General features: G+C 44.2%; 24 protein-coding genes. 12 read left to right on the forward strand and 12 right to left on the reverse strand.

Translation table 11 applies throughout. The annotated features are described in order from the left end of the window. Positions 1–58: 58 nt before the first annotated feature. Positions 59–1,243 carry a sugar transporter gene (locus AB4298_RS10135; RefSeq protein WP_371986599.1) on the forward strand — a complete coding sequence of 395 codons (1,185 nt, stop codon included), beginning with the start codon at positions 59–61 and terminating at the stop codon, positions 1,241–1,243. Between the two features lie 101 nt (positions 1,244–1,344). On the opposite strand, the gene AB4298_RS10140 is transcribed toward AB4298_RS10135, so the two are convergent. The 3 genes from AB4298_RS10140 to hrpB form a co-directional block, all read right to left on the reverse strand. Further along, entirely contained in the window at positions 1,345–2,049 is a 705-nt protein-coding gene (locus AB4298_RS10140) for a glutathione S-transferase family protein (RefSeq protein ID WP_248998241.1), read from the reverse strand. A 204-nt stretch (positions 2,050–2,253) separates the two neighbouring features. Further along, the gene (mrcB, locus tag AB4298_RS10145) at positions 2,254–4,617 is read right to left on the reverse strand and encodes a penicillin-binding protein 1B (protein ID WP_371986601.1); all 2,364 of its coding nucleotides are present in this window, start codon (positions 4,615–4,617) and stop codon (positions 2,254–2,256) included. A gap of 24 nt (positions 4,618–4,641) precedes the next feature. Further along, complete coding sequence (gene hrpB, locus AB4298_RS10150) at positions 4,642–7,179, reverse strand: ATP-dependent helicase HrpB (protein ID WP_371986603.1); 2,538 nt, start codon at positions 7,177–7,179, stop codon at positions 4,642–4,644. 167 nt (positions 7,180–7,346) lie between these two features. Between hrpB and thpR the strand changes: the two genes are divergently transcribed. Together thpR and AB4298_RS10160 are read left to right on the forward strand one after the other, a co-directional pair. Continuing rightward, on the forward strand, positions 7,347–7,868 hold the full coding sequence (gene thpR / locus AB4298_RS10155; protein ID WP_248998238.1) for an RNA 2',3'-cyclic phosphodiesterase: 522 nt from the start codon (positions 7,347–7,349) through the stop codon (positions 7,866–7,868). 75 nt (positions 7,869–7,943) lie between these two features. Next, positions 7,944–8,255 (forward strand): hypothetical protein, encoded by a 312-nt coding sequence (locus AB4298_RS10160; protein ID WP_248998237.1) that lies wholly within the window; start codon positions 7,944–7,946, stop codon positions 8,253–8,255. 281 nt (positions 8,256–8,536) lie between these two features. Here AB4298_RS10160 and AB4298_RS10165 read toward each other — a convergent pair whose 3' ends face one another. Together AB4298_RS10165 and pepB are read right to left on the reverse strand one after the other, a co-directional pair. Beyond that, positions 8,537–9,550 carry a winged helix-turn-helix domain-containing protein gene (locus tag AB4298_RS10165; RefSeq protein WP_371986604.1) on the reverse strand — a complete coding sequence of 338 codons (1,014 nt, stop codon included), beginning with the start codon at positions 9,548–9,550 and terminating at the stop codon, positions 8,537–8,539. Between the two features lie 215 nt (positions 9,551–9,765). Beyond that, positions 9,766–11,043 (reverse strand): aminopeptidase PepB, encoded by a 1,278-nt coding sequence (gene pepB / locus AB4298_RS10170; RefSeq protein ID WP_248998235.1) that lies wholly within the window; start codon positions 11,041–11,043, stop codon positions 9,766–9,768. 290 nt (positions 11,044–11,333) lie between these two features. Here pepB and sfsA point away from each other — a divergent pair, with 290 nt between their 5' ends. From sfsA to AB4298_RS10215, 9 genes are all read left to right on the forward strand, one after another. Continuing rightward, entirely contained in the window at positions 11,334–12,038 is a 705-nt protein-coding gene (gene sfsA, locus AB4298_RS10175; RefSeq protein ID WP_248998234.1) for a DNA/RNA nuclease SfsA, read from the forward strand. Between the two features lie 158 nt (positions 12,039–12,196). Beyond that, positions 12,197–12,640: an RNA polymerase-binding protein DksA gene (gene dksA / locus AB4298_RS10180; protein ID WP_248998233.1), complete on the forward strand. Its 444-nt coding sequence runs from the start codon at positions 12,197–12,199 to the stop codon at positions 12,638–12,640. A gap of 53 nt (positions 12,641–12,693) precedes the next feature. After that, on the forward strand, positions 12,694–13,572 hold the full coding sequence (gluQRS, locus tag AB4298_RS10185) for a tRNA glutamyl-Q(34) synthetase GluQRS (protein WP_371986606.1): 879 nt from the start codon (positions 12,694–12,696) through the stop codon (positions 13,570–13,572). Positions 13,573–13,752: 180 nt separating this feature from the next. After that, positions 13,753–15,057, forward strand: coding sequence for a polynucleotide adenylyltransferase PcnB (locus AB4298_RS10190; protein WP_248998231.1), 1,305 nt, complete (start codon positions 13,753–13,755; stop codon positions 15,055–15,057). Next, positions 15,057–15,542: a 2-amino-4-hydroxy-6-hydroxymethyldihydropteridine diphosphokinase gene (gene folK, locus AB4298_RS10195; RefSeq protein WP_248998230.1), complete on the forward strand. Its 486-nt coding sequence runs from the start codon at positions 15,057–15,059 to the stop codon at positions 15,540–15,542. The genes AB4298_RS10190 and folK overlap by 1 nt, the downstream gene beginning before the upstream one ends. Positions 15,543–15,666: 124 nt before the next feature. Then, positions 15,667–16,461, forward strand: coding sequence for a 3-methyl-2-oxobutanoate hydroxymethyltransferase (gene panB / locus AB4298_RS10200; RefSeq protein WP_371986608.1), 795 nt, complete (start codon positions 15,667–15,669; stop codon positions 16,459–16,461). Positions 16,462–16,525: 64 nt separating this feature from the next. Next, entirely contained in the window at positions 16,526–17,389 is an 864-nt protein-coding gene (panC, locus tag AB4298_RS10205; RefSeq protein ID WP_371986609.1) for a pantoate--beta-alanine ligase, read from the forward strand. 410 nt (positions 17,390–17,799) lie between these two features. Next, positions 17,800–18,309, forward strand: coding sequence for a DUF4124 domain-containing protein (locus AB4298_RS10210; protein ID WP_248998227.1), 510 nt, complete (start codon positions 17,800–17,802; stop codon positions 18,307–18,309). Positions 18,310–18,387: 78 nt separating this feature from the next. Next, a complete protein-coding gene (locus tag AB4298_RS10215) occupies positions 18,388–18,726 on the forward strand; it encodes a DUF4144 family protein (protein WP_248998226.1) in 339 nt (112 codons plus the stop codon). A gap of 78 nt (positions 18,727–18,804) precedes the next feature. On the opposite strand, the gene AB4298_RS10220 is transcribed toward AB4298_RS10215, so the two are convergent. The 7 genes from AB4298_RS10220 to AB4298_RS10250 all read right to left on the reverse strand — a co-directional run bounded on the left by AB4298_RS10220 (position 18,805) and on the right by AB4298_RS10250 (position 25,762). Next, entirely contained in the window at positions 18,805–19,575 is a 771-nt protein-coding gene (locus AB4298_RS10220; protein ID WP_248998313.1) for an ABC transporter permease, read from the reverse strand. Between the two features lie 2 nt (positions 19,576–19,577). Further along, positions 19,578–20,522: an ABC transporter ATP-binding protein gene (locus tag AB4298_RS10225; RefSeq protein ID WP_371986610.1), complete on the reverse strand. Its 945-nt coding sequence runs from the start codon at positions 20,520–20,522 to the stop codon at positions 19,578–19,580. A 125-nt stretch (positions 20,523–20,647) separates the two neighbouring features. Next, a complete protein-coding gene (hpt, locus tag AB4298_RS10230) occupies positions 20,648–21,181 on the reverse strand; it encodes a hypoxanthine phosphoribosyltransferase (protein WP_220781670.1) in 534 nt (177 codons plus the stop codon). Between the two features lie 7 nt (positions 21,182–21,188). Beyond that, on the reverse strand, positions 21,189–21,842 hold the full coding sequence (locus tag AB4298_RS10235; protein ID WP_220781669.1) for a flavin prenyltransferase UbiX: 654 nt from the start codon (positions 21,840–21,842) through the stop codon (positions 21,189–21,191). A 6-nt stretch (positions 21,843–21,848) separates the two neighbouring features. After that, positions 21,849–23,234 carry a UDP-N-acetylmuramate:L-alanyl-gamma-D-glutamyl-meso-diaminopimelate ligase gene (gene mpl, locus AB4298_RS10240; protein ID WP_220781668.1) on the reverse strand — a complete coding sequence of 462 codons (1,386 nt, stop codon included), beginning with the start codon at positions 23,232–23,234 and terminating at the stop codon, positions 21,849–21,851. A gap of 181 nt (positions 23,235–23,415) precedes the next feature. Further along, positions 23,416–24,261 carry a universal stress protein gene (locus AB4298_RS10245; protein WP_220781667.1) on the reverse strand — a complete coding sequence of 282 codons (846 nt, stop codon included), beginning with the start codon at positions 24,259–24,261 and terminating at the stop codon, positions 23,416–23,418. A 13-nt stretch (positions 24,262–24,274) separates the two neighbouring features. Continuing rightward, positions 24,275–25,762, reverse strand: a complete 1,488-nt coding sequence (locus tag AB4298_RS10250; protein ID WP_248998222.1) for a SulP family inorganic anion transporter — start codon at positions 25,760–25,762, stop codon at positions 24,275–24,277. Between the last annotated feature and the right edge of the window lie 538 nt (positions 25,763–26,300).

A 26,300-nucleotide genomic window follows, 5' to 3' on the forward strand; every position in this document is an offset into this window, starting at 1 on the left:
CCTCAATTCGTAATTGGGCGTAGACTTGCCGCCCTTTCAATTTTGGATGTTCGATGCAATGAAACAACGCCTTACCACTTGGGCACCAGTATGGCTGTTAGCACTTACCGCCTTTGTCTTTGTTTCTACTGAATTTGTGCCAGTGGGTATTTTAGCTGCTCTTGGGCAAAGCTTTAATATGAGTGCCGTTGCAGTTGGTCCTATGCTTACCGTGTATGCCGCCGTTGTTGCACTGGCATCCTTACCTGCTGTGCTGCTATTTGCGCGTTTTGAACGTAAAAAACTGCTACTAGGGTTAATGTCAGTATTTATTATTAGCCATGGCCTATGTGTGTGGGCACCTAGCTACGATATCTTGCTATCTGGCCGTGTTGGTATTGCCCTTACCCATGCACTTTTCTGGGCGATAGCCCCTGCCCTAGTGGTACGCCTAGCACCTGAAGGTCAGGGAGCAAAAGCGTTAAGCATCTTCGCCACAGGCTGTGTACTGGCTCTAGTTTTAGGTATTCCCTTAGGTCGAGTCATAGGCCAATTAGTTGGCTGGCGTAGCATTTTTGGCTTAATCGCCGTGCTGACTCTGATTATGATGTTATTGCTTTGGCGTGGATTACCGAACTTACCTGCTACTCATGGTGGCTGTTGGCGCAGTTTACCGACATTAGCCCGTAATAAAGCCTTACTCTGGCTGTACGTATTAACCATGGTTTTAGTGACTGCGCATTACAGCGTGTACACCTATTTAGAGCCACTGTTGCAAGAATACTTTGGTTATACCGCCAATATTACTACCATCATTTTATTAGTATTTGGTGCTGCTGGTTTGATAGGTAGCGCACTCTTTAGCCGCTATCAAGGTAAGTACGCACAACAGCTTTTAGTCATAGCCATCGCGATTATGGGCAGCTGCATGGCAATTTTGCCTTTTATCGCAAACCATATTTGGTTGCTGTTACCTTTATGTATTTTATGGGGCACAGGCATGATGCTAATGTGCCTATCGCTGCAATCTAAAGGCCTAAAGCTCGCGCCAGATGCAACCGATGTTGCCATGGCAATTTACTCCGGCTTATTTAATGTGGGTATAGGCAGCGGCGCACTGCTTGGCAGCATTGTCGCAGCAAAATATGGCGTAATTCAAAACGGTAACTGGGCAGCGCTACTTATCATTATCGCTATTCTACCGCTGCTTTGTTTACTAAAAGCGCGCCGTGCTGAGCTCTCTCCGCAGCTAAAAATAAGCTAGCTAATGAAGGTTGATTAACTGAGCCATATGAAACAAAGGCGACACTCGAAGAGGGTCGCCTTTTTCATACCAGTCACACATCACATACGTAAGCTTAAGCGTTAACCACAGCAAGAGCTCGATGCACAATTACTAGTCGATGCAACGGCTTCTGTACCGTTCATTAGGCTCGCCAAATAGGTATTTTTTAAATAAAAGTTGCTGAAGGTCTGCACAAAATCAGTTGGTACCGTTTTATCTGTAAGACCTGTTCCAATCAAGGCTGCTTGCCATTTTTGCACTTTAGGAAAACCTGCCAACATATCAAATCCAGAGCAATTACGGATCACCGCTGCGCGATGTAAAAGTGGCAACCAAGCGATATCAACATTAGAGATATAATCTCCCTTAAAGAAAGCACTTTCCCCAAGCTTATTTTCAGCTTTGGCAAACGCTTTAGCTAAGTTTGCTAAACGCGTTTCAAATGTCTGTTGGTCTTTACTGCCCATTGCACCACACTGTGGCATATAGTGTTTGCTCGCTTGATATGACCAAGCACGATCTAGAGCCTTTTGCTCAGCTGAAACTTGCTCTATCGGCGCGTATTTATCATCTAGGTATTCAACAATTGCATCTGACTCAAATAATACCGTCTTATCCTCTGTTACCAATACTGGTACTTGGCCGTTAGGTGAAATATCTAAAAACCACTGCGGTTTATTACTGAGTTCAATGTACTCAATTTCAAATGGAATGTTTTTCATCACTAGCGCTCCCATAACACGTTGTACAAATGGGCAGTTTTTAAAGCTAATTAATTTGATCATCTATGCTCTCCGAATGAGTCATCAGTATTTTTGATTACACCCATAAGACGAGGCTCTTTTTTAAAAGACGAAAAAAAACTGAAGCTTTTACCATTTAAATCGAAAAGCAGTTAAAAATAATTACTTGAAGCAATAAAAAAGCCATCAATCACAGGATTAATGGCCAGATTATTTAGGCTTTAAAGTGGCTTTTATTCATAAAGGTCAGCCACCAATTAACTTCTTCCACCAAGGTAAAGGATCACCACAATTGGCAATAGGTTGATAACTCTCTCTAAGCGCAGGTACTTTTACCATTCCGCCACAGTCTGCTTCTTTCGCTATACCGGTATCACGCTCAAAATAGCCTTGCACCACACCATCTACTGGCGCCATGCGCAGGCTTAGCGGTGCACGATTATTTAAAAAAGCTTGATAGACGGCCATGGCGCCACTACTGCCATAAAGACCTGTTTTGCCATTATCATCACGGCCAACCCAAATTGCTGCGACGTTACGTTCATCGAAGCCAGCAAACCACGAGTCACGAGAATCATTACTGGTACCGGTTTTACCCGCTAATGTCACATAAGGGAAAGCATTTCCTAAACGCTTAGCCGTACCCGACTCAACCACTTGGGTCATGGCGTATTTGGTCAAATAGTTACTCGCAGCAGGGATAGCTTGCGTGGCCTGGGGCCTCGATGCTGCTAGCGGCTGGTTTTGCGCATTCAACACCGTTGTTACTGAGTTTAAATGACGATATCGACCATCATCAGCAATCGTCTGGAACACCTGTGCAACCATCAATGGCGAGCCATTGACCGCCCCCAATAACATCGATGGGTATTCAGGAATTTTTTCGCGCCACCCCGCTTTATCAAGCGTGGTGGCTACATCGCTAACACCAATCGCCATGCCTAGGTTTACTGTAGGGACGTTCATTGACTTCTTAAAGGCCGTCAATAATGGCACTTGACCACGGAACTTTTTGTCAACGTTTTGCGGAGACCAAGTTTTACCTTGACCATTTTTAAGCGTAATAGGCTCGTCTTTTAGCGGCGATGCTAGATTGTACTTTTTACCTTGATTAAGCGCAGTGGTATAAACAAAAGGCTTAATCAAGGAGCCTATTGGGCGACGAATTTCTACCGCTCGGTTAAAGCCTCGATAGCTTGGTACCTTGTCACCGACCATAGCGGCAATACCTGCCGAGTATTTATCGGTGAGTACCATACCTACTTGCAAAGTTTCATCGTTCTTGCCTAGCTGTTTAAGAGTTTGTACCACAGCCTTTTCAGCCGCCTCTTGTGCAATAGGATCAAGCGTGGTGTATACCTTTATGCCTGACTGTTGCAATAAAGCATCGCCAAAACGGTTAGCTAGTTCATGCTTAACCACTGAGAAGAAGGCAGGCAGTTTTTGATGTACTGACTTATTTGCTTTTCGAAGCCCTAAAGGCGACTCAACTGCGGCCTGATACTGAGCGACATTTAAGTCTCCCGCTTCCATCAATAGACGCAATACTAAATCACGACGCTCTTGTGCGCGCTCAGGATAACGCCATGGATTGTAATAAGATGGGCCTTTAATAACCGCTACCAAAAATGCTTGCTGCGGTACAGTTAATTCAGCGATCGGACGTCCAAAATAAAACTGGGAGGCTAGCCCCATACCATGTACACCACGGGCTTTATCTTGACCCATGTACACTTCGTTTAGGTAAGCTTCTAAAATCTCGTCTTTTTCATAACGAAAATCGATAATTATTGCCATTAAGGCTTCGCGTAATTTACGCGTGATAGAGCGTTCACTAGACAAGAAGAAGTTCTTTGCTAACTGCTGAGTCAACGTAGAGCCACCTTGCACCGTACGTCCCGCGCTAATATTAACCATAGCAGCACGTAAAATGGCAAATGGATTAACGCCATGATGCTCATAAAAACTGCGGTCTTCCACTAAGATAAGCGCATTAACAATCGGCTTGGGGATATCTTTTGTCGCCACAAAAAGCCTGTCCTCAGCATCGCCAGTAATAATTCTATCTAGCAATACCGGTTCTAAATGGAACACGGCTAACTGACGTTTATCGCTATTACGAGCAACTGACACCACACCGTTACTATCAAAAGTGATCATCACCCGTTGTGCAGCTTGATCGCCTTGAGGATGTAAAAATGGTCGACGCCATAAATCTATTTTAGTTTTCGATGCGGAAAATTCGCCAACTTGGCGCGGATTAGCCACCTTGCGATAACCCAATAATTTAAGCTCTGCCATTAACTGACCATGACTAACGGCAGCTCCAGGGTATAACGCCATTGAACGACTAAATACTTGCGCAGGAAGGTGCCACTTTTGCCCTTCAAATTTGCGTGCAATGATTTGGTCTAAATAGATCCCGTATGATGCAATCATCACCGCGAGGATTAAGCCAAGTTTCCAGCAAATAGACCACAGCTTTTTTCCCCAACCTTTATTGCCACTTTGAGTCGCTGCTTTTTTGCTTGCCCGCGGTTTTTTAGCAGTAGGCCTTTTCTTCGCTGGTGCTTTCTTTGCGGCCGCTTTTGGTGTTGCTTTATCTGTCATTATACTTCCGTGACGTATCCTCGCTTATTGCGAGCTAAATGTCTTCTTTTTAGTAAATTTGGTTGGTTGGGTATTGGCGGGATCATCTGGCCATAAATGCCTTGGGTAGCGTCCCTTCATCTCTTTTTTTACGTGCTCATATGGCCCTTGCCAAAAACTAGCCAGATCGGCGGTTAATGCGAGCGGTCGGTGAGCTGGAGATAATAGCTCCATCGTCACCACTAACTTTCCCTGAGCCAATAAAGGGCTTTGTTGCATTCCCAATGCTTCTTGCAACCGTACGCTTAAAAGTGCGCGACCAACAGCATCATAATCAATTTTTACGCTAGTGCCAGTTGCCATAGGCCATTTCTTAGGTAACAAGGCTTCTAATTGTTGCTGTAAATCCCAAGGCAGTAAATTTAGTAGCAGAGTATAACAATCTAATTGCTGTAATTGTGCAAGACTGCGTACCTCATCTAAATAAGGTGCTAACCAGTTATCAAGTTCATTTAACAAGGATTCGTCGTCTAAGGCTGGCCAGGCGTGCTCGGGACAATACTGTATCGCCAGCGCAACACGGCGTTGTAGCTGCATACAAGCATCATTAAAGTTGATTAATGACAATCCTTTTAGCTTAATTTGCTCCATCAAAGCCAGCTTGATAAGCCGCTTATCTACCTTAGCGATAGCCGATTTAGCAAACAAAATTTCACCAATCTTTTGCTGCTTTTCAGCAAAGAAACGCCCTCTAGCTTCATCCCATCCAGCATGTTCTTGGGTCAGTACCAACTTAGCTAATTCGTTATCAAAAAGCGTTGGATTTAGCGCTGTCGCTAAATAGACCTTACCTTGGCTTCGGCCTTCAGTTTCTTGAAAGTCAGCGACCACTAACCAAGCAGAGCCAGCTAAAGCATCCTCATTAGCCAGCTCAACACCGCTGCCGTTGGCCAGTTGATAACCACTCACTCCACGAGCTTTCGCGATTCGGTCTGGGTAAGCAAAAGCCAGCAAAGTGGCAATATCATCCTGACTGGCTTCGCGCACAGCTAACTGTAAATCAATTTTATCTAAGGACGCTAAACTTAGGTTCTTAACCCAATTGCGGATCTGCTTTTGTGGCTCCCCTTGCAGCGCCTCATTGAGATAGCGGCTAATATCCGCGCCTTGCCGGCTACGACTACGAGCTTCTAATGTTCCAGCTAACACACATGCCAATAAGCCAAAATTAATATCATTATTTTGCTGTGCATGCTGTTTTGCCATTAACAACATATGCGCAAGCCTAGGGTTACAACCTAACTTATGGGCATCGCGGCCATGGGCGGTTATTACTCTCGTTTCAGTTACCATGCCCATCGTTTGCAGTAAGTGCCAGCTAACCAGCTCATTTGCCGCTGACGGAGCGTTGAGTAACGGTAACTCATTTAGAGATTTTACCCCCCAAAATGCACCATCAAGCACCATAGATAGCAGATCAGTATGCAAAATTTCTGGCTCATCGGCTTGGGTTAAGCGACCATGCTCCTCTTGGCTCCATAGCCGAGTACAAAAGCCCGCACTTAAACGACCCGCACGCCCTGCGCGCTGAGCAGCAGAAGCCTGACTAATCCGCTTTAGCGATAAACGAGTAACACCTGTTTTAGGGTTAAAACGGGCTTGGCGCTTATAGCCTGAATCAACCACCTGAGTGATCCCCTCAATAGTCAAACTCGACTCCGCCACGTTGGTAGCCAGTACCACTTTGCGCAAGTGCTTAGGAGCAGGAGCAATGGCTTGATCTTGTGCCTTAGCGCTTAAGCTTCCAAATAACGGACAAATCATAAACTCAGTGGGATCCAAACGCGCACTTAGGATTTGCTGTAGTTTATTGATTTCACCCTGCCCCGGCAAAAATGCCAGCAAAGCACCATCAGCATGCTCATTTAGGCTGCTAACAATCACTTTTGCCATATGCTCAAGCCAGCGGCCTTGGCTAGGCACAGCACTGTATTGATGTTCAACCGGAAAACTGCGCCCTTCGCTATTAAGTAAAACAGCTTCGGGCATTAAATTTGATAATGGCAAGCCAGACAGGGTCGCTGACATAGCTAAAATCTTTAAATCTTCTCGAAAGCTTGCTTGGATCTCTAATGCCAATGCCAAGCCTAGATCCGTTGTTAGATGACGCTCATGGATCTCATCAAAAATCACCATATCAACCCCAGTTAGCTCTGGGTCTTGCTGGATCATTCGCGTTAAAATCCCTTCAGTAACGATTTCGAGTCGAGTATTTGTCGATACCCGCGAATCACCTTTAACTCGATAACCGACCTCTGTCCCTAATTCGCAGCCACGCTGCTTAGCAATAAACTGGGCCACATTGCGCGCCGCAACACGGCGAGGTTCTAACATCAGGATTTTGCCACTAAACTCGGACCAGTCCAGCATATCAAGTGGCAAAGCGGTGGACTTACCCGCGCCCGTTGGCGCTTCTAGGATAACTTGCTCCCCCCGCTTAAAGGCATCGCGAAGCGGTTGTAATAAGGCGTGTATTGGTAGAGATGTCACGAGTGGGTCTATTACCGTAGTTATCGATTCCATGTGCTTTGACATTAGCCAGAGCAAGGCAATAGCTAAGGCTTTTATATCTGTGTCTTAATAGAGCGACAGGAATATACTGGTTCTGAATATCGACTAGTGTACTCTAAAAGCTAGGGCAGACTAAACAGCTTGAATGAGCACTGCAGTAAAAGAGTAGGACTAGGTTAATGACAACTGAAATTAAACGTATTTTTTTAGGTTTTTCGCTTAATAACTCACAAACACAAACCATCATTAACATTCAAAACCAACTACCTAAGCAACTTAGATTAGTGCCCAGCGCTAATTTACATATGACTTTGGCATTTTTGGGTAGGGCGACCACGAATCAAATAGCCGATTTAATCACGCAAGTAAGTGCGCTGCACAAACCTAAATTCAGCGTACATTTAAATACGATATCCCACTGGCAAAAACCGAAGATTCTCTGTTTAAATGGTCAGGCAAAAGATCAAGGCTTGCAGCAATTAGCCGCCGACGCCCAAGAGATTGCAGCCCTGCTAAACCTACATTGCAGCGAGCATAATTACACGCCTCATATCACCCTCACTCGCAAGGCAAAAGAACAGGTGAGTGGCATTGAATATCAAGCCATTGAGCTTAGCCCTGTTGAGCTACAGCTATTTGAGTCATATCCGGGTATCAATGGGGTGGAATATCCAACACTTCATCGCTGGCCGCTCGGTTAATGGTTTGCCGAGCCACTATTCTAAGCTACTCTATAGCCAATAAGTTTGCTCAATGAAATAGTCATGGATACTGTCATGGAAATCACCGAAATTACCAAAACTCAACTAATTGCCTTACTGTCTTCTTGGAAGCAAGGTGAAATCGACGCAGAAGCATTACAAAACTGGATGGTAACTCATTACGATCCGCCAGAAGTTAAGATTGGCACAGGCGAGCCTGAATGGACTCAGGAAGCAATGAATATCGTAATGAATGAATATGAGATAGCAAAGATAGCCAAGTTCAGATTAGACAACGCGCAATACGCTATCGATTTTGTTAATTGCAGCGAAGCAAATTTCAACCAGACTAAGCATCTATTTATCCAAGATGGCTTTAACGATTAACCGAAAAAGTAGGTTGTAATTGCGCTAAAAAACGCAAAAAAAGGCCACCTATTCTTAGGTGGCTAATCGAAGAAATCGTCAACACTTAATCACTTCTCGCTCCAACTTTCACTCTCGCAGGGATTAAACCTTCTCGCTCCATGAACACACTTGTCATTTTGCTCACAGGCTTCACCACAACTTGATAATCTATAGTTACCATAGGCTGATGTGATCAGTTATTGATAAATATTGAAATGATTTGAAAAGATTTGAAATTCTGAGACTTAGTCCAAAAATACTTAAGACTCATCACTGACGAAGTGGCTTAAGACTAGTTGGTACAACGACTCAGAATCGACAATCACAGCTTGTCCACCGCTTTCATAGATCGCATCGACCAGCCCTGCAGATTCAACGTAGGTATAAAGGTAAAAAGGTGTTGGATGACCATTTTCTCGCATTGATTGTAGTAACTTAAGCCCTGCTAAGGGGTCTCCGTGCCGACCCATATCGGAAATCACCGCTTGGTAGTTATACATGGTCAATAACATCAAGGCTTCTTCCGAAGTAACGGTATTGTAAACACCAATATTTCTTTGCTCAAAATACGCTTTTTCAACCAAATTATTTTCTGGATGATCATCGATCCATAAAATACGACCAATAGCTCCCTGCGGCTCACTATATGTCAGTTGTCGTTGAGGCTCGACATTAAGGCTTCCCCCTTGCCAAAGCTGGAACATCAACCCCAAAACCAGCACTAGAGCGATTAACACCTTAGCAAAAACCTCCCACCAAGAAGGTTGTCGAGTGACACTCATCGACCTTGCCGACTGTAGGTTATCACCCTGGTTTAATTGGTTTTCCCCTGATCTCGATGGACTATTCAATAGTTGTGATGATGTGCTCTGCGGTACACCTTGTTGCGGTGTATAAGGCGTATGAGTTGAGTGCTCAATATGAGTTTCAAACTGGTTAGCCTTCACAGCATAATATGCCTGCAACTGCTTACCTAATGCATGATCTAAACGATAACCACGGCCATGCACTGTTTGGATTAACGGCCCACTGTAACCAGCTTGATTAAACAACTTACGAGTATCAGAAACCAACTTCGATAATGACATATCGGACACTATGGTTTCTGGCCAAATTAACGCTAAACACTCTTGTTTACTGCAATGCTCAGGATAGTGTTGTGCAAGGGTTTGCAACAAGGCTATATTGCGCTCATCAATCGCAACAACATGGTCTGCAACCTGCAATTCTAATGCTTCAGTATTTATGGAAAATTCATTAAAACTAAGCGTCATAATTGCGAGCCTTTTATGCTACCAATTGCACCTAGTAACAATAATGCAACACACTTCGACTTTTGGCAAAGGCAAATTCAGTAACACTCCCTTCCATTATTAGCAAAGATCCTATCCTAGAGTTAGTGATAATCATCTCTGAGAAGCGCAACAAATCTTGAGGTTTAAACAAAAAGCCCCGCTAATGCGAGGCCTTTTGCGTATAGTTTGCAATATTAATCTTCAAGCAAACCTGCAACGGTCAATACACCGTGAGTGGTTGCACCAGCAGACCAGAGGTGATCACCCGTATCTGAGAACGCTGAAGCTAAATCGATGTGCAGCCAGTTTGCTTCTGGCGATACAAAACGCCAAAGAAAGCCAGCAGCATTTGATGCACCACCAGCTCCACCGCCTTTCATTGGGCGACTGTTAGCAGTATCAGCATAAGGGCTTGGGCAGTTATCTTTATGCCATGGATCTAATGGTAATGGCCATACACGCTCACCAACCGCTAAGGCTTTTTGCTGAGCGAGTGCTAACACTTCTGCTTTTGGTGAGAAGATAGCATTATAATTGCTGCCGACGGCCATCACTGCCGCGCCAGTTAGCGTAGCTGCATCAATAATTAACGGCGCCCCCGTTTCAGATGCAGCTTGCAAACCATCAGCCAACACTAAACGGCCTTCGGCATCAGTGTTTACCACTTCTACCGTCACACCATTTTTGTATTTTAAGATGTCACCCAATTTATAAGCGTGACCACTAATTAAATTTTCTGCGCAGCATAAAAAGAGTTTTACTCGCTTATTAAGCCCTGATTTCATCGCCAGACCAAGCGCAGCAGTCACAGTTGCAGCACCGCCCATATCACATTTCATACCTAGCATGCCTTCAGAGCCTTTGATGCTATAACCACCAGAATCAAAAGTAATGCCTTTACCCACAAGTGCCACCGACACTTCTGCGTCGCTAGCTAACGGATTGAAATCAAGTTCTAACATAGCTGGTGGACGTTCACTACCGCGGCCCACAGCGTGAATACCGATCCACTTCTCTTCCAGTAATTGTTCGCCTTCAATAATGCGGTAAGTCACTTTATCACCACCAATATTACTCAACCACTTTGCAGCTTGGGTTGCTAACACCATTGGCGAAAGGTTCTCAGGAGTTTCATTAATGAGTTGGCGAGCAAATGTGGCACTTTCTAGGCGGCTAGTTAACAATGTTTGCGCCTCAGTATCGCCGGTCCAATGAATAACAGGAGCAGTTTGCGCCGTTGCAAAACCTTGAGCAAACGCCCATTGTAAATCAACACTCCACAGCTCACCGATAAGGGCCACTTGGGTCACGCCTTGTAGTTCTAGTTTGCGCGCAGCTTGTTGTACCTGCAACAAAGTGTCGCCAGCTTGTAGGTGTATAGAGGCCACAGTCGCCTCGAAAGTAACATCAGCCTTGCCCCAATGGGCGGCGGGGGCTTCGTGAGTCAGGGTTACTTGCATCAAATCCGTCATTTTAGGTCCTTATTATATGAATCGATATGTTGATAACCTCGGCTATTCGCCGCAATTCTCAACAACCAGCCTATTTTTAATGCAGGCAGTCTACTGCATCCTCGAAGATATCTAAAGTCACTCACGCAATCGGTACGCTGTGATAGTGGCACTTTTTTGCCACAGTAAACTCTCGATGAATAATCCCGTAATTTGCACAGACAATCAGAGACTAAATAGCAAAAATTCGAACCCCAATTACGATGCTAATCTGTTACCCTAAAAGGAAAATAATATCTTTGAGTGCGGTAATGAAATTTGATCCTAGTTTTGAAAGTGGCGTATTGATTAAGCGATATAAACGCTTTTTAACCGATATAACATTGCCAAGCGGCGAAGTGGTTACCATTCATTGTCCCAATACCGGCTCGATGAAAAACTGCCTATTCGAAGGCCAGAAAGTCTGGTTCTCGGTGTCAGACAACCCTAAACGAAAATACAGTCGTACCTGGGAGTTAGCCCAAAGCGATAAAGGGCATATCATTGGTATCAATACCGGCCGTGCAAATGCTCTTGCTGAAGAGGCTATTAATAATGGCATTATTAGCGAGTTACAAGGGTATTCATCTCTGCGCAGAGAAGTTAAATATGGCAGTGAAAACAGCCGCATCGATATTCTTCTGCAAGATGAAAAAAAGCCTAATTGTTATATCGAAGTCAAAAGCTGTACCTTATTAGAAAACGGTCACGGCTACTTTCCAGATGCTGTGACCACTCGCGGCCAGAAACATTTACGAGAGTTAATGGAAATGGTCGAACAAGGGCAACGCGCAGTATTACTATTTGTTGTTCAGCATTCGGGCATAAACAGTGTCCAAGCTGCAGCACATATTGATCCTGATTACGCGCTTTTGCTAACTGAAGCACATAGTAAAGGTGTAGAGATTATCGCCTATAGTGCCAACTCATCGCCGATAGAGACACATTTGGTTAAATCCTGTCCGGTTAACCTATAAATCTGCAGATAGAGTTGAAATTGTTCTGAATAGCGGACATAGTCAAAGAATAGAGCCCAATTAACATAAATTATTTGCCTAGTGAAAAGCTTTCTGGTATAGATAGCGGCCGTTATTTAAGACGCCCAACAACGCAAATGATTAACAGGAGATGCGTTATGCCTCAAGGCACTAGAAAACTTGGCGTGCTCGCTATCGCAGGTGTAGATCCTTACCAGGAAAAACCAGGTGAGGAGTACATGAACGAGGCTCAATTGGGTCACTTTAAGAAGATTCTTGAAGCGTGGCGTAACCAATTGCGCGAAGAAGTTGATCGTACTCTTAATCACATGCAAGACGAAGCAGCAAACTTCCCAGATCCTGTCGACCGTGCAGCTCAAGAAGAAGAGTTTAGCTTAGAACTACGCGCTCGCGACAGAGAACGTAAGCTTATTAAGAAGATCGAAAAGACAATGCAGAAGATTGAAGAAGATGATTTTGGCTTCTGTGAATCTTGTGGCATCGAAATCGGTATTCGCCGATTAGAAGCGCGTCCAACAGCCGATCAGTGTATCGATTGTAAAACGCTTGCTGAGATCAAAGAAAAGCAAATGGCAGGTTAACTTCTGTCTTAAGTGCGGAGCCTAGGCTCCGCTCTTTTGTTTTGCTAGTCCTAATGATTAATACGACTTCTTATATAGGTCGCTTTGCGCCCTCCCCATCTGGTCCACTTCACTTTGGTTCACTAATCGCTGCCCTTGGCAGTTTTTTGCGTGCCCGAAAAATGGGTGGTAAGTGGTTGGTTCGTATCGAAGATATTGACCCTCCTCGTGAAGTTGCAGGCGCAAGCACTGCCATCCTCAAAACCCTCGAAGCCTATGGTTTAGAGTGGGATGACACTGTGCTCTATCAGAGCCAACGTCTTGAGGTCTATCAAGCAAAAATTGAACAGTTGTTGCTTGATGATCAAGCCTATTACTGCCAATGCACTCGTAAGCAAATTCAAGCTATGGCTGGCAGTTATGATGGACGCTGTGGACAATTGGTTTCAGGTTTAACAAGCGGAGCCATTCGAGTACGTAACCCATTTGCGATAGACACATTTAACGACCTGCATATGGGTCCTGTTAGTGTTGATAAAATCTTTGCTGCTGAGGACTTTATAATTAAGCGCAGCGATGGCTTATATGCCTATCAGCTAGCGGTGGTACTTGATGATATTCACCAACAGATAACCGAAGTGGTTAGAGGTTGCGATCTACTTGAGCCGACTTGTCGACAACAAAGTCTATACCAAATTTTACAAGCACCTGCACCAGATTGGCTGCATTTGCCCTTGGCTTGTGCTGAAAAAGGCAGAAAACTATCGAAGCAAAATCATGCGCCTGCAATTGATAATTGTCAGCCTCAAGCCAGTATTAATGCAGCTTTAGCCTTTTTAGGCCAAGCTGCGGTAACCCCAGAATCTCAAGTGTCTAAGATGATTGAACAAGCGGTTGAGCAATTTGATTTGGCTAAGGTGCCAAAGCAATCGGAAATACTGCTTGATACGTGAGATCAATCGTATACTCATTAAGCTTTAATTGAGTTATCATAGCTCACTTGTTTTTACCCAAATTAAGATCCGAATCAGAGGTGTCCCATTTTTCGCCGTATTAGTCAATTCTGTAAACAGCTTTTTGAAGATACTCCAAAAGTTGAAGAAAACACGCAGACCGGTCTTAGCCTAGAAGTTGTGCCTAGAAATGCGCATGCAATTTCTCGCAGACAAATCAGCGACAATGCGATCAAAGTACTCTATAGACTGCACAAGTCAGGCTTTAAAGCTTACTTGGTTGGCGGCGGCGTACGCGATATTTTATTGGGACTGCAACCGAAAGACTTCGATGTTGTTACCAATGCTACTCCTGAAGAGATCAAACGATTATTCCGTAACTGTCGCCTAGTTGGTCGTAGATTCCGTCTTGCGCATATCGTATTTGGGCGTGATGTTATTGAAGTAGCAACGCTACGTGGCCACCACGTAGATAGTGGTGAAAAGATCTCTAAGACTAATGAGTCAGGTCGACTACTGCGCGACAACGTTTATGGCAGTATTGACGAAGATGCTGAACGCCGCGATTTTACTATCAACGCACTGTATTACGACATTAGTGATTTCTCTATTCACAGCTATGGCGGTGGATTACAAGATCTAGAAAATCGTACCATTCGTTTAATTGGCGATCCGCAAACCCGCTACCGAGAAGACCCGGTGCGTATGCTGCGTGCAGTACGTTTTGCCACTAAACTTGATATGACGATTGAAGCGAAAGCCGCTGAACCCATTAAAAACTTAGCTCGTTTACTCAAAGACATTCCTGCAGCACGTATGTACGAAGAAGTATTGAAGCTATTTTTTGCAGGAAAAGCCCTACAAAACTACGAAATGATGCGTGAGTTTGGCTTGTTTGAACCACTATTCCCGTTGGTTGAAGCACTGCTAAAAGAATATCCAAACGGCGAAACTTCTAAGCTGATGCTAGAGATGATGGCCAATACCGATGAGCGCGTAGCACAAGATAAGCCGGTAACGCCTGCTTTTTTCTATGCAGCACTGCTTTGGTATCCGCTGAGTCAGCGCGCTGATGATATCGCCTTAGAAAGCGGCCTTTCATCTTACGATGCTTACAATGCAGCTATGGGCGATGTAATGGAGCAACAATGCCGCACCATTAGCATCCCACGTCGCTTTAGCACTGTGACTAAAGATATCTGGCAACTACAGCTTAGGTTCGAACGTAATAAAGGTACTAAAGCCTTTAGATTTATCGAACATCCTAAGTTTAGAGCTGCTTACGATTTACTATTATTACGTGGCCACGCAGAAGGCGGCTTGGTCGCTAAAAACGCTGCATGGTGGAAGAGCTTTGTTGAAGGTAACGAAGATCAACGTAATGTGATTGCTCGCTCAGCCAATAAAGGCGGCCGCAACCGCAATACTAATCAACGCCGACGCCGCAAGCCTAGCGCGAAATCGGCGCCAAAACCTGCTGAATAATGGCACAGGTTTATGTCGCACTCGGTGCTAACTTGGCCGACCCGATTAGCCAGCTCGATAATGCTTGTAAAGCCTTATTGAGCCTGGCCGCTGCCGACTCATTTAGCGTTTCCCCTTATTATCGTTCAGCCCCCATGGGCGATGTTGAGCAACCAGACTATGTTAATGCCGTCGCAGGGTTTAAGACTTCACTTAGTCCCATCGACTTATTAGATGCATTACAAAGTATTGAAAACCAACAGGGCCGCCTTCGTGAGCTACGTTGGGGACCAAGAACTCTCGACTTAGATTTACTCCTTTATGATGACCAATGCATTGATAGCCCACGCTTAGTCGTACCGCATTACGGTATGCGCGAACGTAGCTTTGTGCTTGTGCCTCTAAGTGATATTGCAGCCGATCTTATCTTACCTGACGGCACTGCGCTCTCGAGCTTACTCAACGACGCATTAAGAGCTGAATTAGTCATAGCCCAAACACCATAGGCTAGCGATATCGACTTGGCAAATAACCCGTTTCTGCTTTAAAAAATTCGACATTTAAATCATTGAAGTCACGCCTTAATTGGCCTATAACGACTTTTACAAATTGGATTTTAAAATTACCATTATGTCTAAAATTACAAGTTCAACACTGCGTACCTTTAAGCAAGAAGGTAAAAAATTCACCGCATTAACCGCTTACGATGCCAGCTTCGCCGGTGCATTCGACAGCGAAGGCGTTGATGTACTCTTAGTAGGAGACTCAATGGGTATGGTCTTACAAGGTCATAGCGATACCCTGCCTGTAACTGTTGATGATATTGCATATCACACCCGTTGCGTTCGTCGTGGAGTAGAGCGTGCTTTGCTTATCGCCGATATGCCATTTATGAGCTATGCCACGCCAGAGCAAACCATGACTAACGCGACAACGCTAATGCAAGCTGGCGCGAACATGGTTAAAGTGGAAGGTGGTAAGTGGTTACTAGAAAGTGTCGCTATGCTAACCGAGCGCGGCATTCCAGTATGTGCGCACTTAGGCTTAACACCACAGTCAGTACACGTGTTTGGTGGCTTTAAAGTACAAGGTCGCGATGCTGATAATGCTCAGCGAATTCTAGAAGAAGCCCTTGCGCTTGAAGCTGCGGGCGCGCAGTTACTTGTGGTTGAATGTATTCCTGCAACGCTAGCCAAAGCGATTACACAAGCACTGACTATTCCTGTTATCGGCATTGGTGCAGGTAAAGATACCGACGGTCAGATCTTAGTCATGCATGACGTACTTGGGATCTCTAGCGGCTACATTCCGCGTTTTTCTAAGAACTATCTCAAGCAAACTGGCGAGATCCGTGCTGCTGTCCGCGCTTATATTGACGAAGTTGCACAAGGTATTTTCCCTGGCGACGAGCACACATTTAACTAATCAGTTGCTCTCAGCTTAACGGTTGAGAGCACTATTTCTTATCGTTCCCTGAGCAGCAAAAATCATGATCACGACTCAATCAATTGCAGATATTCGCGCCCAAGTTAACGCATGGCGCCTTAAAGGCGAAACTGTTGCCTTTGTTCCAACAATGGGTAATCTCCACTTAGGCCATATCACCTTAGTGAAGGAAGCAAAACGACGTGCAGACCATGTAGTGGCTTCTATCTTTGTTAACCCGATGCAATTTGGCCAAAATGAAGATCTCGATGCTTACCCTAGAACTTTAGCCGACGACCAAGCAGCACTTGTAGCCGCAGGTGCTGAGCTATTGTTTACCCCAACGCCAGAGATTATTTACCCAAAAGGTATGGATACGCAGACTTTTGTTGAAGTGCCAAGTATCTCAGATGAGCTTTGTGGTGCCAGTCGCCCTGGTCACTTTAGAGGTGTGGCAACGGTTGTGTGTAAGTTATTCAACATAGTGCAACCAGACATTGCGGTATTTGGTCAAAAAGACTTCCAGCAGTTATTAGTCATTCGTACTATGGTTGACGATTTATCGATGCCAATCGAGATCCTTGGCGTTGAAACCATACGTGAAAACTCAGGTCTTGCTATGAGTTCACGCAATGGCTATCTAACAGCAGAGCAAAAAAATCAAGCATCACAAATTAAGCGCAGCTTAGATAAGATGGCAGCATCATTGCAGACAGGGTTAGCCATTGATGCAGTGGTAACACAAGCAGAAGCAGAACTTGCTGATGCAGGATTTAAGCATGACTACCTTGATGTACGTGATGCCAAAACTTTTGCCATTGCTAACGGCCAAGAAACTGAACTCGTTATTTTAGTCGCGGCTTACATGGGCAACACTCGACTAATCGATAACTTAGTTGTCAACTTGATCACCACTTTAGCCGAGTAAGATTCTAGCGAAGCCTTAGCGAAATCATTAACGGCTCTAAACCTAGTTTAGGGCCGTTTTTTATAAGTAAAATGGAACCTCTGCATTCTTTTGCTGACGAATTTAAACCCATCTCGGCCAATATTAACCAAATAAGAAGTTGTGTCAAAATATTGAATTTACGCAACTAAATTAGTGTTTATTAGCCTATATTCGCGGGCTGCCCTCGATTTTATTGGTTAATTAATAAGTGTCAAAAAACTGGAGTTATGCGTCAAGTTACGCCATAGTATGAACTATTGTTAATTTTTTAGCGTTCTTGTTAATTCTAGCTGTAATTAGCTGTTAAACATCGCTTGAAGATATATCGAATGATATTTAGAAATTAACATTAAAATTAAGCATTTAGGTCAATAAGGATAGTTAGCCGGATGGCGAAAGTTATACTCACAATTATTTGCATTGCGCTTGCAGGATCTGCTCAGGCGGCAAATAGTATTTTTAAGTGCACTAAAGATGAAAAAATAGTCTTTAGTCAGCAATCTTGTCCGGAAGAATTTCGCCAGCATAAAATTGAATATCAGTTAGGGATCACAACTGAAACTGATTCAGATAAGAAAATCAAAACTCAAGATCCTCTGCAAGCATTGCTCAATAAAAAAACCATTTCTAAAAAACGTTTACTACAGCTACTCGATAGCGAAGTGTATCGACTTCGTCAAGAAAACAGCTATTACGAAATACTCAGAGCAAGTGAATTACAAAAGCTTGAGCGCAATCGCTATTGGCAAAAGAAAGAACCTACAGATCCTGAATACATAGAATCTATCAACGAAATGAATCAACATTTCGACCAACTTGTTAATGTTAACGCCAGCGCGATTAACTTACTCATCGACAGAAAGCTGCTGATCGAGAAAGAAACCACTGTGACGAACTAAGCCATAACAAATAAGCTGTTGCCCCTCCTCCAAGCCAGCCGTATATTGAATCATTAGTTGATTGACGGAGCTCACCTTTTGTCTAACGCATTACTCCATTGGCCTGTATTCATTAAGCAATTGCAACAAGACGAACTCCTGTACTTGAACCAATTTGAAGAACTGCATGAGCAACTACCAATGTTAGGCGATCTTACTCAAGTAATGGTTATAGACGCTCGAGGATGCAGTTATCAAATCTCTGACGATAATGCGTCAGTTAGCTTTAGTTTATCCGCACCACAAGTGTTAATGCCTACCCTTATCGATTGGGTACGCTTACACGCCAGCCAAGCAGGTCAGTGTTGCACCAGCAAATTAATGGCAACCGATATTAGCCAGCTATTTAGTGTGTTGGAGTTTATCGAACAAAACTAGCGTCCGGTCTGCTCTAATGGTGCAAACAAAAAAGCCAACAGTCGTCTGTTGGCTTTTTATGATTAGCATACTCTGTAATTAGCTTCTTAAACCAATACCTCGAGAGATAAGGTAGTAAGCCACAGCCCAAAGGCCTGCACAGAAACCAACCATCACGCCAATAGATAGCGGTACACTCATATCGGCATAGCCTAAAAAGCCATAGCGAAATACGTTAATCATATACACGATAGGGTTTAGGGCCGACACGCCTTGCCAAAATTCAGGTAATAGCGATAACGAGTAAAACACGCCGCCTAAATAGGTCAACGGCGTTAACACAAACGTCGGTACGATACTAATATCATCGTAGCTTTTAGCAAATACTGCATTAATTAAACCACCAAGCGAGAACAAAATCGCCGTCAGCAATACCGTAATCGCAACAAGCCCCAGATGATGAATACTGATGTCGACAAAGAACATAGCGACTAAGGTCACAATCGTACCCACACATAGGCCACGAGCTACACCGCCGCCAACATAGCCAGCAATAATCACATAATGTGGAACTGGTGCGACAATCAACTCTTCAAGATTGCGTTGAAACTTAGCGCTGAAGAACGACGACACCACGTTAGAGTATGAACTCGTGATCACCGCCATCATGATAAGGCCTGGTGCGATAAACTCCATATACGATACGCCACCCATATCACCAATACGCTTGCCGACTAAGTTACCGAAAATCAAAAAGTACAGTGTCATACTAATTGCTGGCGGCACTAAGGTTTGCACCCAAATACGGGTAAAGCGATTTACTTCTTTGGTTAAAATACTTTTAAAAGCTGTGAAATACAGCGCTTTCATGTTCATTTCACATCTCCATTATTTTTACCTTTCTCGACCAAACCGACAAACAGTTCTTCAAGGCGGTTGGCTTTGTTACGCATAGACAATACCTGAATGCCTTGATCGTTAAGCTGCACAAACACACTATTTAGCCCCTGTTCTTTGGCGACATCCACCTCTAGAGTGTGACCGTCTAGTAAACGAGACTCTACTCCCTTAAGCTCTGGTGCTTGGGCTAAGTCATCTTTTAAGTCGAGTACGAAGGTTTCCATGTTCAGGCGGCTCAATAAAGACTTCATACTGGTGCATTCCACCAGCACGCCTTTATCGATAATGCCGATATTACGGCACAGCATTTCAGCTTCTTCTAGATAGTGGGTGGTGAGAATAATCGTCACCCCTTGCTCATTGAGATCGGTAAGGAAAGTCCACATCGAGCGACGCAGCTCAATATCAACGCCTGCTGTAGGCTCATCCAAAATTAATAGCTTTGGCTCATGCATTAATGCACGGGCAATCATTAGACGGCGCTTCATACCACCAGAAAGCTCTCTTGCAGGGCTATTTCGCTTTTCCCACAAATCTAACTGAGATAAATACTTTTCCGCTCTAGCAAGCGCTAGATCGCGCTTAACACCATAATAACCAGCTTGGTTAATCACAATTTGCTGCACGGTTTCAAATTGATTGAAGTTAAACTCTTGTGGCACTAACCCAATACATAGCTTTGCCAGCTCTAACTCAGTATCAATATCATGCTCAAACACCGAGACTTTGCCTGAACTTTTTTGTACCAGTGAACTGATCACCCCTATAGTGGTTGATTTACCTGCGCCATTTGGGCCTAAAAGTGCAAAAAAATCACCTTTATTAACCGTTAAGCTAATGCCTTTTACCGCTTCAACTCCGCCTTTATAGGTTTTTTTTAAAGAGTCAATAACGAGGGCCGCTTGTGAATTTGCCATGGTTATTCCAATCCATTTGAAAATATATAAAAACTCCCGCAATAGCGGGAGTCATTGTATTAGGTTAGGTACCATGCAACTAGGGTAACTTGACCCTTGGTATGGCGCCATAACTTAACTTTTGCTTAGTCTTCTAACGGCACAACTTTAGCGATGTAAGGCAGGTTACGATACTGCTCCGCATAGTCGATACCATAACCAACGATAAACTCGTCAGGGATAGTGAAGCCAATAAAGTCCACAGGTACGTCAACTTCACGACGTTCAGGCTTATCCAGTAAAGTACAAAGCGCCAAACTTTTTGGCTCACGTAGCAACAACATATCGCGAACTTTGTACAAGGTATTGCCTGAATCAATGAGATCTTCAACGATCAGTACATCACGCCCCTGAATATCAGACTGTACGTCTTTAAGGATTTTTACATCGCGGCTGCTGCTCATTGCATTACCATAGCTTGAAACCGACATAAAATCGATCTCAACGTGACCTTTAATACGTCTGCAAAGATCTGCCATAAAAACAACAGAACCTTTTAACAGACCTACCATTAGTAGGCGGTCGCTATCGGCATAATGTGCATTAATCTGCTCAGCCAAAATATCCAATTTTTGATCGATCTCTTCAGCAGTGATCATCACTTCAGTGGTGTGTTTCATATAACTCTCAGTTGTCGAAATCGCTTACGTTATGCTTGTCATAACCCCAGCGATTCGTTAGTGCATGGTTAACGCCCAGATGGTCAAGAATTCGAGCGACCATGAAGTCTACCAGATCTTCAACCGATTTGGGATTATGATAAAAGCCTGGTGCCGCTGGCATAATGGTCGCACCTAGCTTAGAAAGTGACAACATATGCTCTAAGTGTATGGCGCTAAAAGGAGTTTCTCGCGGAACCAAGATTAATTGGCCGCGTTCTTTTATTACGACATCTGCCGCTCTTTCTAACAAATTATTACTCATACCCGTGGCAACCGCAGCTAAAGTGCCGGTACTGCACGGACAAATCACCATTTGCTTCGGTGCAGCGGAGCCCGACGCAGGTGGTGAAAACCACTCTTCTTTGCCTAAAACGATAAGCTCACCAGCAACCTCACCAAATTGGGCGAGTAATTGCTGTTTAGCCTTGTCGCTATTAGCGCTCAGTTGTAGGCCCTGCTCAGTGGCTAACACCACGCGAGCAGCCGATGAGATCATCAGAAATACCTGATAATCACTTTTCAATAAAATCTCTAGCAATCTCAAGCCGTACGGCGCACCAGACGCACCGGTCCAAGCTAAGCTTATCGACTTTTCTGCTTTACGATATTTAACGCTCATGGCCTATTATTTACCTATGTTAATACGAAGCTCAGCGAGCAGCTTTTGGTGTAATCCACCAAAACCACCATTACTCATTACAATAATAGTCTCTCCCGGCTCAGCTTGAGCTGCGACCTTAGCCACAATCTCATCGATATCATATAAGACTTCAACCGGAACTGATGCCGATGCCATCGCTTCGCTGATATCCCAATCGATGTTACCCGCTTGATATAAAAAGGCGTTAGTCGCCAAACTCAAAGAGTTGGCTAAGGTATCTTTGTGCACGCCGCTTTTCATCGTGTTAGAACGAGGCTCTAAAATCACGGTAATTTTGCTCTTCCCAACCCGAGCACGCATGCCGCTTAACGAAGTTGTAATCGCCGTAGGGTGATGGGCAAAATCGTCATACACTTCAATACCATTTACAGTGTCCAGTAACTCCATACGGCGCTTTGGTGGTGCAAACTGAGTTAGCGCATTAATTGCCGCCTCAGGTTTAACCCCTACATGGCGCGCAGCGGCAATCGCCATTACTGCATTTTCAATATTGTGTTGGCCAATTAATTGCCAGTCTAAAGTACCTTGAGACTCTCCATCGAAGAAGACCTCAAACTTATGACCATCTTCCGCCAAGTTCACCGCATACCAACCTTGCTTATTTGCCGCTAGGTGATAGGTCTCTTGTTCGCTCCAGCAGCCCATATCAATCACTTGCTGAACACTGCTCGCATCCGCAGGCCAAATGATCTTGCCTTCACCGGGTACGGTACGTATTACGTGGTTAAACTGACGTTGGATCGCTTTTAAATCATCAAAAATATCAGCGTGATCAAATTCTAAGTTGTTAATCACTAATGTGCGCGGCTGATAATGGACGAACTTAGAACGCTTATCGAAAAATGCACTGTCGTATTCGTCCGCTTCAACCACAAAGAAAGGTGAGCCACCTAGGCGTGCAGATACGCCAAAGTTCTGTGGTACACCGCCAATCAAAAAGCCAGGCTCATAGCCACAGTCTTCTAAAATCCATGCAAGCATACTTGAGGTTGAGGTTTTGCCGTGAGTGCCCGATACAGCCAGTACCCAGCGCTGTGGCAAAATGTGCTCGGCTAAAAATTGTGGCCCTGAAGTGTATTTAATTCCACGATTCAATACCGCTTCAACACAAGGGTTACCGCGACTCATGGCATTACCAATCACCACTAAATCTGGCGCATCATCTTCATTGATGCCTAATTGTGACGGATCGAAGCCTTGAATAAGCTCGATACCCTGCTCTTCGAGTTGCGTACTCATTGGCGGATAAACATTGGCATCGCTGCCGGTGACTTTGTGCCCTTCCGCTCTAGCCAATAATGCTAAGCCACCCATAAAGGTGCCACAAATCCCTAATATATGTACGTGCATGCCAGCCACTCTAGTGAATAAAAAATCTGCCTCATTCTACCCAATTGCGACCAGCTTTGTCAGTTAACTCTTCTTTAAATACTCACTTAAAATTACCAAGCCTGAACCTGATATTGCTTGCTTGAATAACTTAGCCATGCCCCCTTTGGCACATGGCTAATAACATCATCAAGGCGTGTAGTTAACGCATGATCAATAAAGGAACTATACTTTTGGCTAGCACTTGAGTTGTGTTGCTCCCCACAAAATACTGCCGCAATCTTGTATGACTGTAGGCTCCCATCACTATCATATCGAGCTGCTGTTGCTGTTGATAACTTAATAGTGCTTCATCGACAGCGCCAGTTAACACGCTCTGAGTGATAAATAGACCTGCTTGTTTCAGTCGCTCTGCCGCGCCCTCAAAAGCTAAGCTTTTATCACCATGATTACTGACCATCACTAAATGACACTCCAAGCTGGCCAGCAGAGGAGATTTGATGACTTTTTCAATTAACAATTCGCTGGCGTCACTAGCATCAAAAGCAATCATGTAGGCATTTGGCGGATTAAAGTATTCACTGACCACGAAGATATCTGACTTAATCGAGCGAACTACGCTTTCTAGCTGCGAGCCAATCGTACTGCTGGCACTATGCTCTTCACCTGATTTCCCCATCACCAATAAGCTCAAGTCAGCGTCAAAATCTGCTAAGGTCTCGATAAAGTTGCCATGACGCTGTAATTGGGCCACCTCATCAACCCCTCTAACCAAGGCGAGTTCTTTAGCATCTGCTAACAACTGCTTGCCATGTTTTAAGGCGACTTTACTACGCAGCTCATCCAGCTCAACTAACTCATTAAGCAGCTCTTCTTGGCTACCTAAGCCAATTTGGCCCGACAGTTCACTCACCACAGGCCGAGTTGTTTTTTCAAGTACATGCAGCAAGGTTAACGGTTGCTGAATTTTTTGAGCTGCCCAAGCACTGGCTTCACAGGTCGCTAAGGTCAATTTTGAACCATCAATACATGCAACGATATTATTCATTCTTGTCATCCTCTTAGTGTCCAGCCAGTAATTTTTCGACTTCTTCAGGTTTATCATGTACACCAAACTTATCAACAATAGTCTGCGTGGCTTGATTCATACCAATTAAACTCACATTAGTGCCTTCACGGCGAAACTTAATCACCACTTTATCTAACGCTGACACAGCTGTTACATCCCAAAAGTGCGCATCACAAAGGTTGATAGTGACCGACTCTGATACCTCTTTGAAATTAAAAGACTGTATAAACTTGTCTGCGGAGGCGAAGAATACTTGACCAATGACACGGTATTCACTGGTCCCCGTTACAACATCAAGTTGTTTAACGACCATCATGCGGCTAATCTTATTCGCAAAAAATAGTGATGCCAGTAACACACCAACAAACACACCAAGAGCAAGGTTATGTGTCAGTACAACCACCACCACCGTGGCTAACATTACGATATTGGTCGACAATGGGTGTTGCTTCATATCGGTAATCGAGCGCCAAGAGAAGGTGCCAATGGCCACCATAATCATTACAGCCACTAGCGCTGCCATTGGGATCTGTTGTAACCAAGGCCCTAGAAACACCACCATAACCAGCAGATATATACCAGCGGCAAAACTTGATAACCGGCCTCGTCCCCCGGATTTGATATTAATCATCGACTGACCAATCATGGCGCAGCCAGCCATGCCGCCAAGTAAACCACTAGAGATATTCGCTAAGCCCTGACCTTTACACTCGTGGTTTTTATCACTTTTTGTACCAGTTAGGTCGTCGACAATAGTTGCTGTCATCATCGACTCCAACAAGCCGACAATCGCCAGTGCAGCAGAATATGGCAATACGATAAATAGAGTTGCGATATTTATAGGTACGTCTGGCCAAAGGAAGATAGGTAGGGTGTCTGGCAGTTCCCCCATGTCGCCAACCGTACGCACATCAAGGTTAAATATCACCGCCACAATAGTAAGCACTAATATGCAAATTAATGGTGAAGGGATCAGTTTACCGACAAAAGGGATAAGCGGGAAAAGGTAGATAATGGCGAGACCAGCAGCGGTCATAGCATAGACATGCCAAGTTACATCGGTAAGCTCAGGCAACTGCGCCATAAAAATCAATATTGCCAACGCATTAACAAAACCTGTTACCACTGAACGCGATACAAAACGCATTAAGTTACCCAGCTTAAGGTATCCCGCTAGTACTTGCAGCACACCGGTTAAGACTGTGGCTGCAAGCAAGTATTCTAAACCGTGCTCTTTTACCAATGTCACCATTAATAAGGCCATCGCCCCTGTTGCAGCAGAGATCATACCGGGACGAGCTCCTGTAAACGCAATGACGACAGAAATACAAAACGAAGCGTACAACCCCACTTTAGGGTCAACTCCAGCAATAATAGAAAATGCGATTGCCTCAGGGATCAGAGCTAACGCAACAACCAAGCCCGCAAGCAGATCGCCACGAATATTAGACAACCAATCGTTTTTGAAATTTTTAAACATTGAACATCTCAGTTTTTTCGCACGGCAGTACGCACCAGAGATTAGGCTGGCGTATTAAGCGTGCTTTTTTGATAAAATTTGGCGCAGAAAACAGTCGTAAGAATTCGACAACGAATTGACGTACGCAAAGGATTAAGTGTGATACTTAAGTTAGCAATGAAAGCTATAAGGGGGGCAAAACGTTAGGGTGGCGTCATTAACACAGTGAGTAATATCCTCTTAGCTAAAGATTAGGTAGCGCCATTGTACACAGAAAATCCAGTCCATAAAACAACCAAGGTCACGCCAAGCAACATATACCACTACAAAATAGCTTTTCATTAAGTGTAAATCACTAACTAGTACTTTTATCTGTAAAAAGTTGCCATTATTTCAGAATCATTCCAGTTCACAGTTTTAGCAAAAAGTTGATCAAATCAATGCGCCCCATCACCTTGCTGCTTCCTCGCTATTTAAGCAATTAATGACATACGGTATAACAAGGCTATTGCTGACAATCACTGCTACACCACGACTCTTTATTTCGCCTGAACTATAA

It is taken from the genome of Shewanella sp. 10N.261.52.F9 (assembly GCF_041471165.1).
Taxonomy (GTDB): Bacteria; Pseudomonadota; Gammaproteobacteria; order Enterobacterales; family Shewanellaceae; genus Shewanella; species Shewanella marinintestina.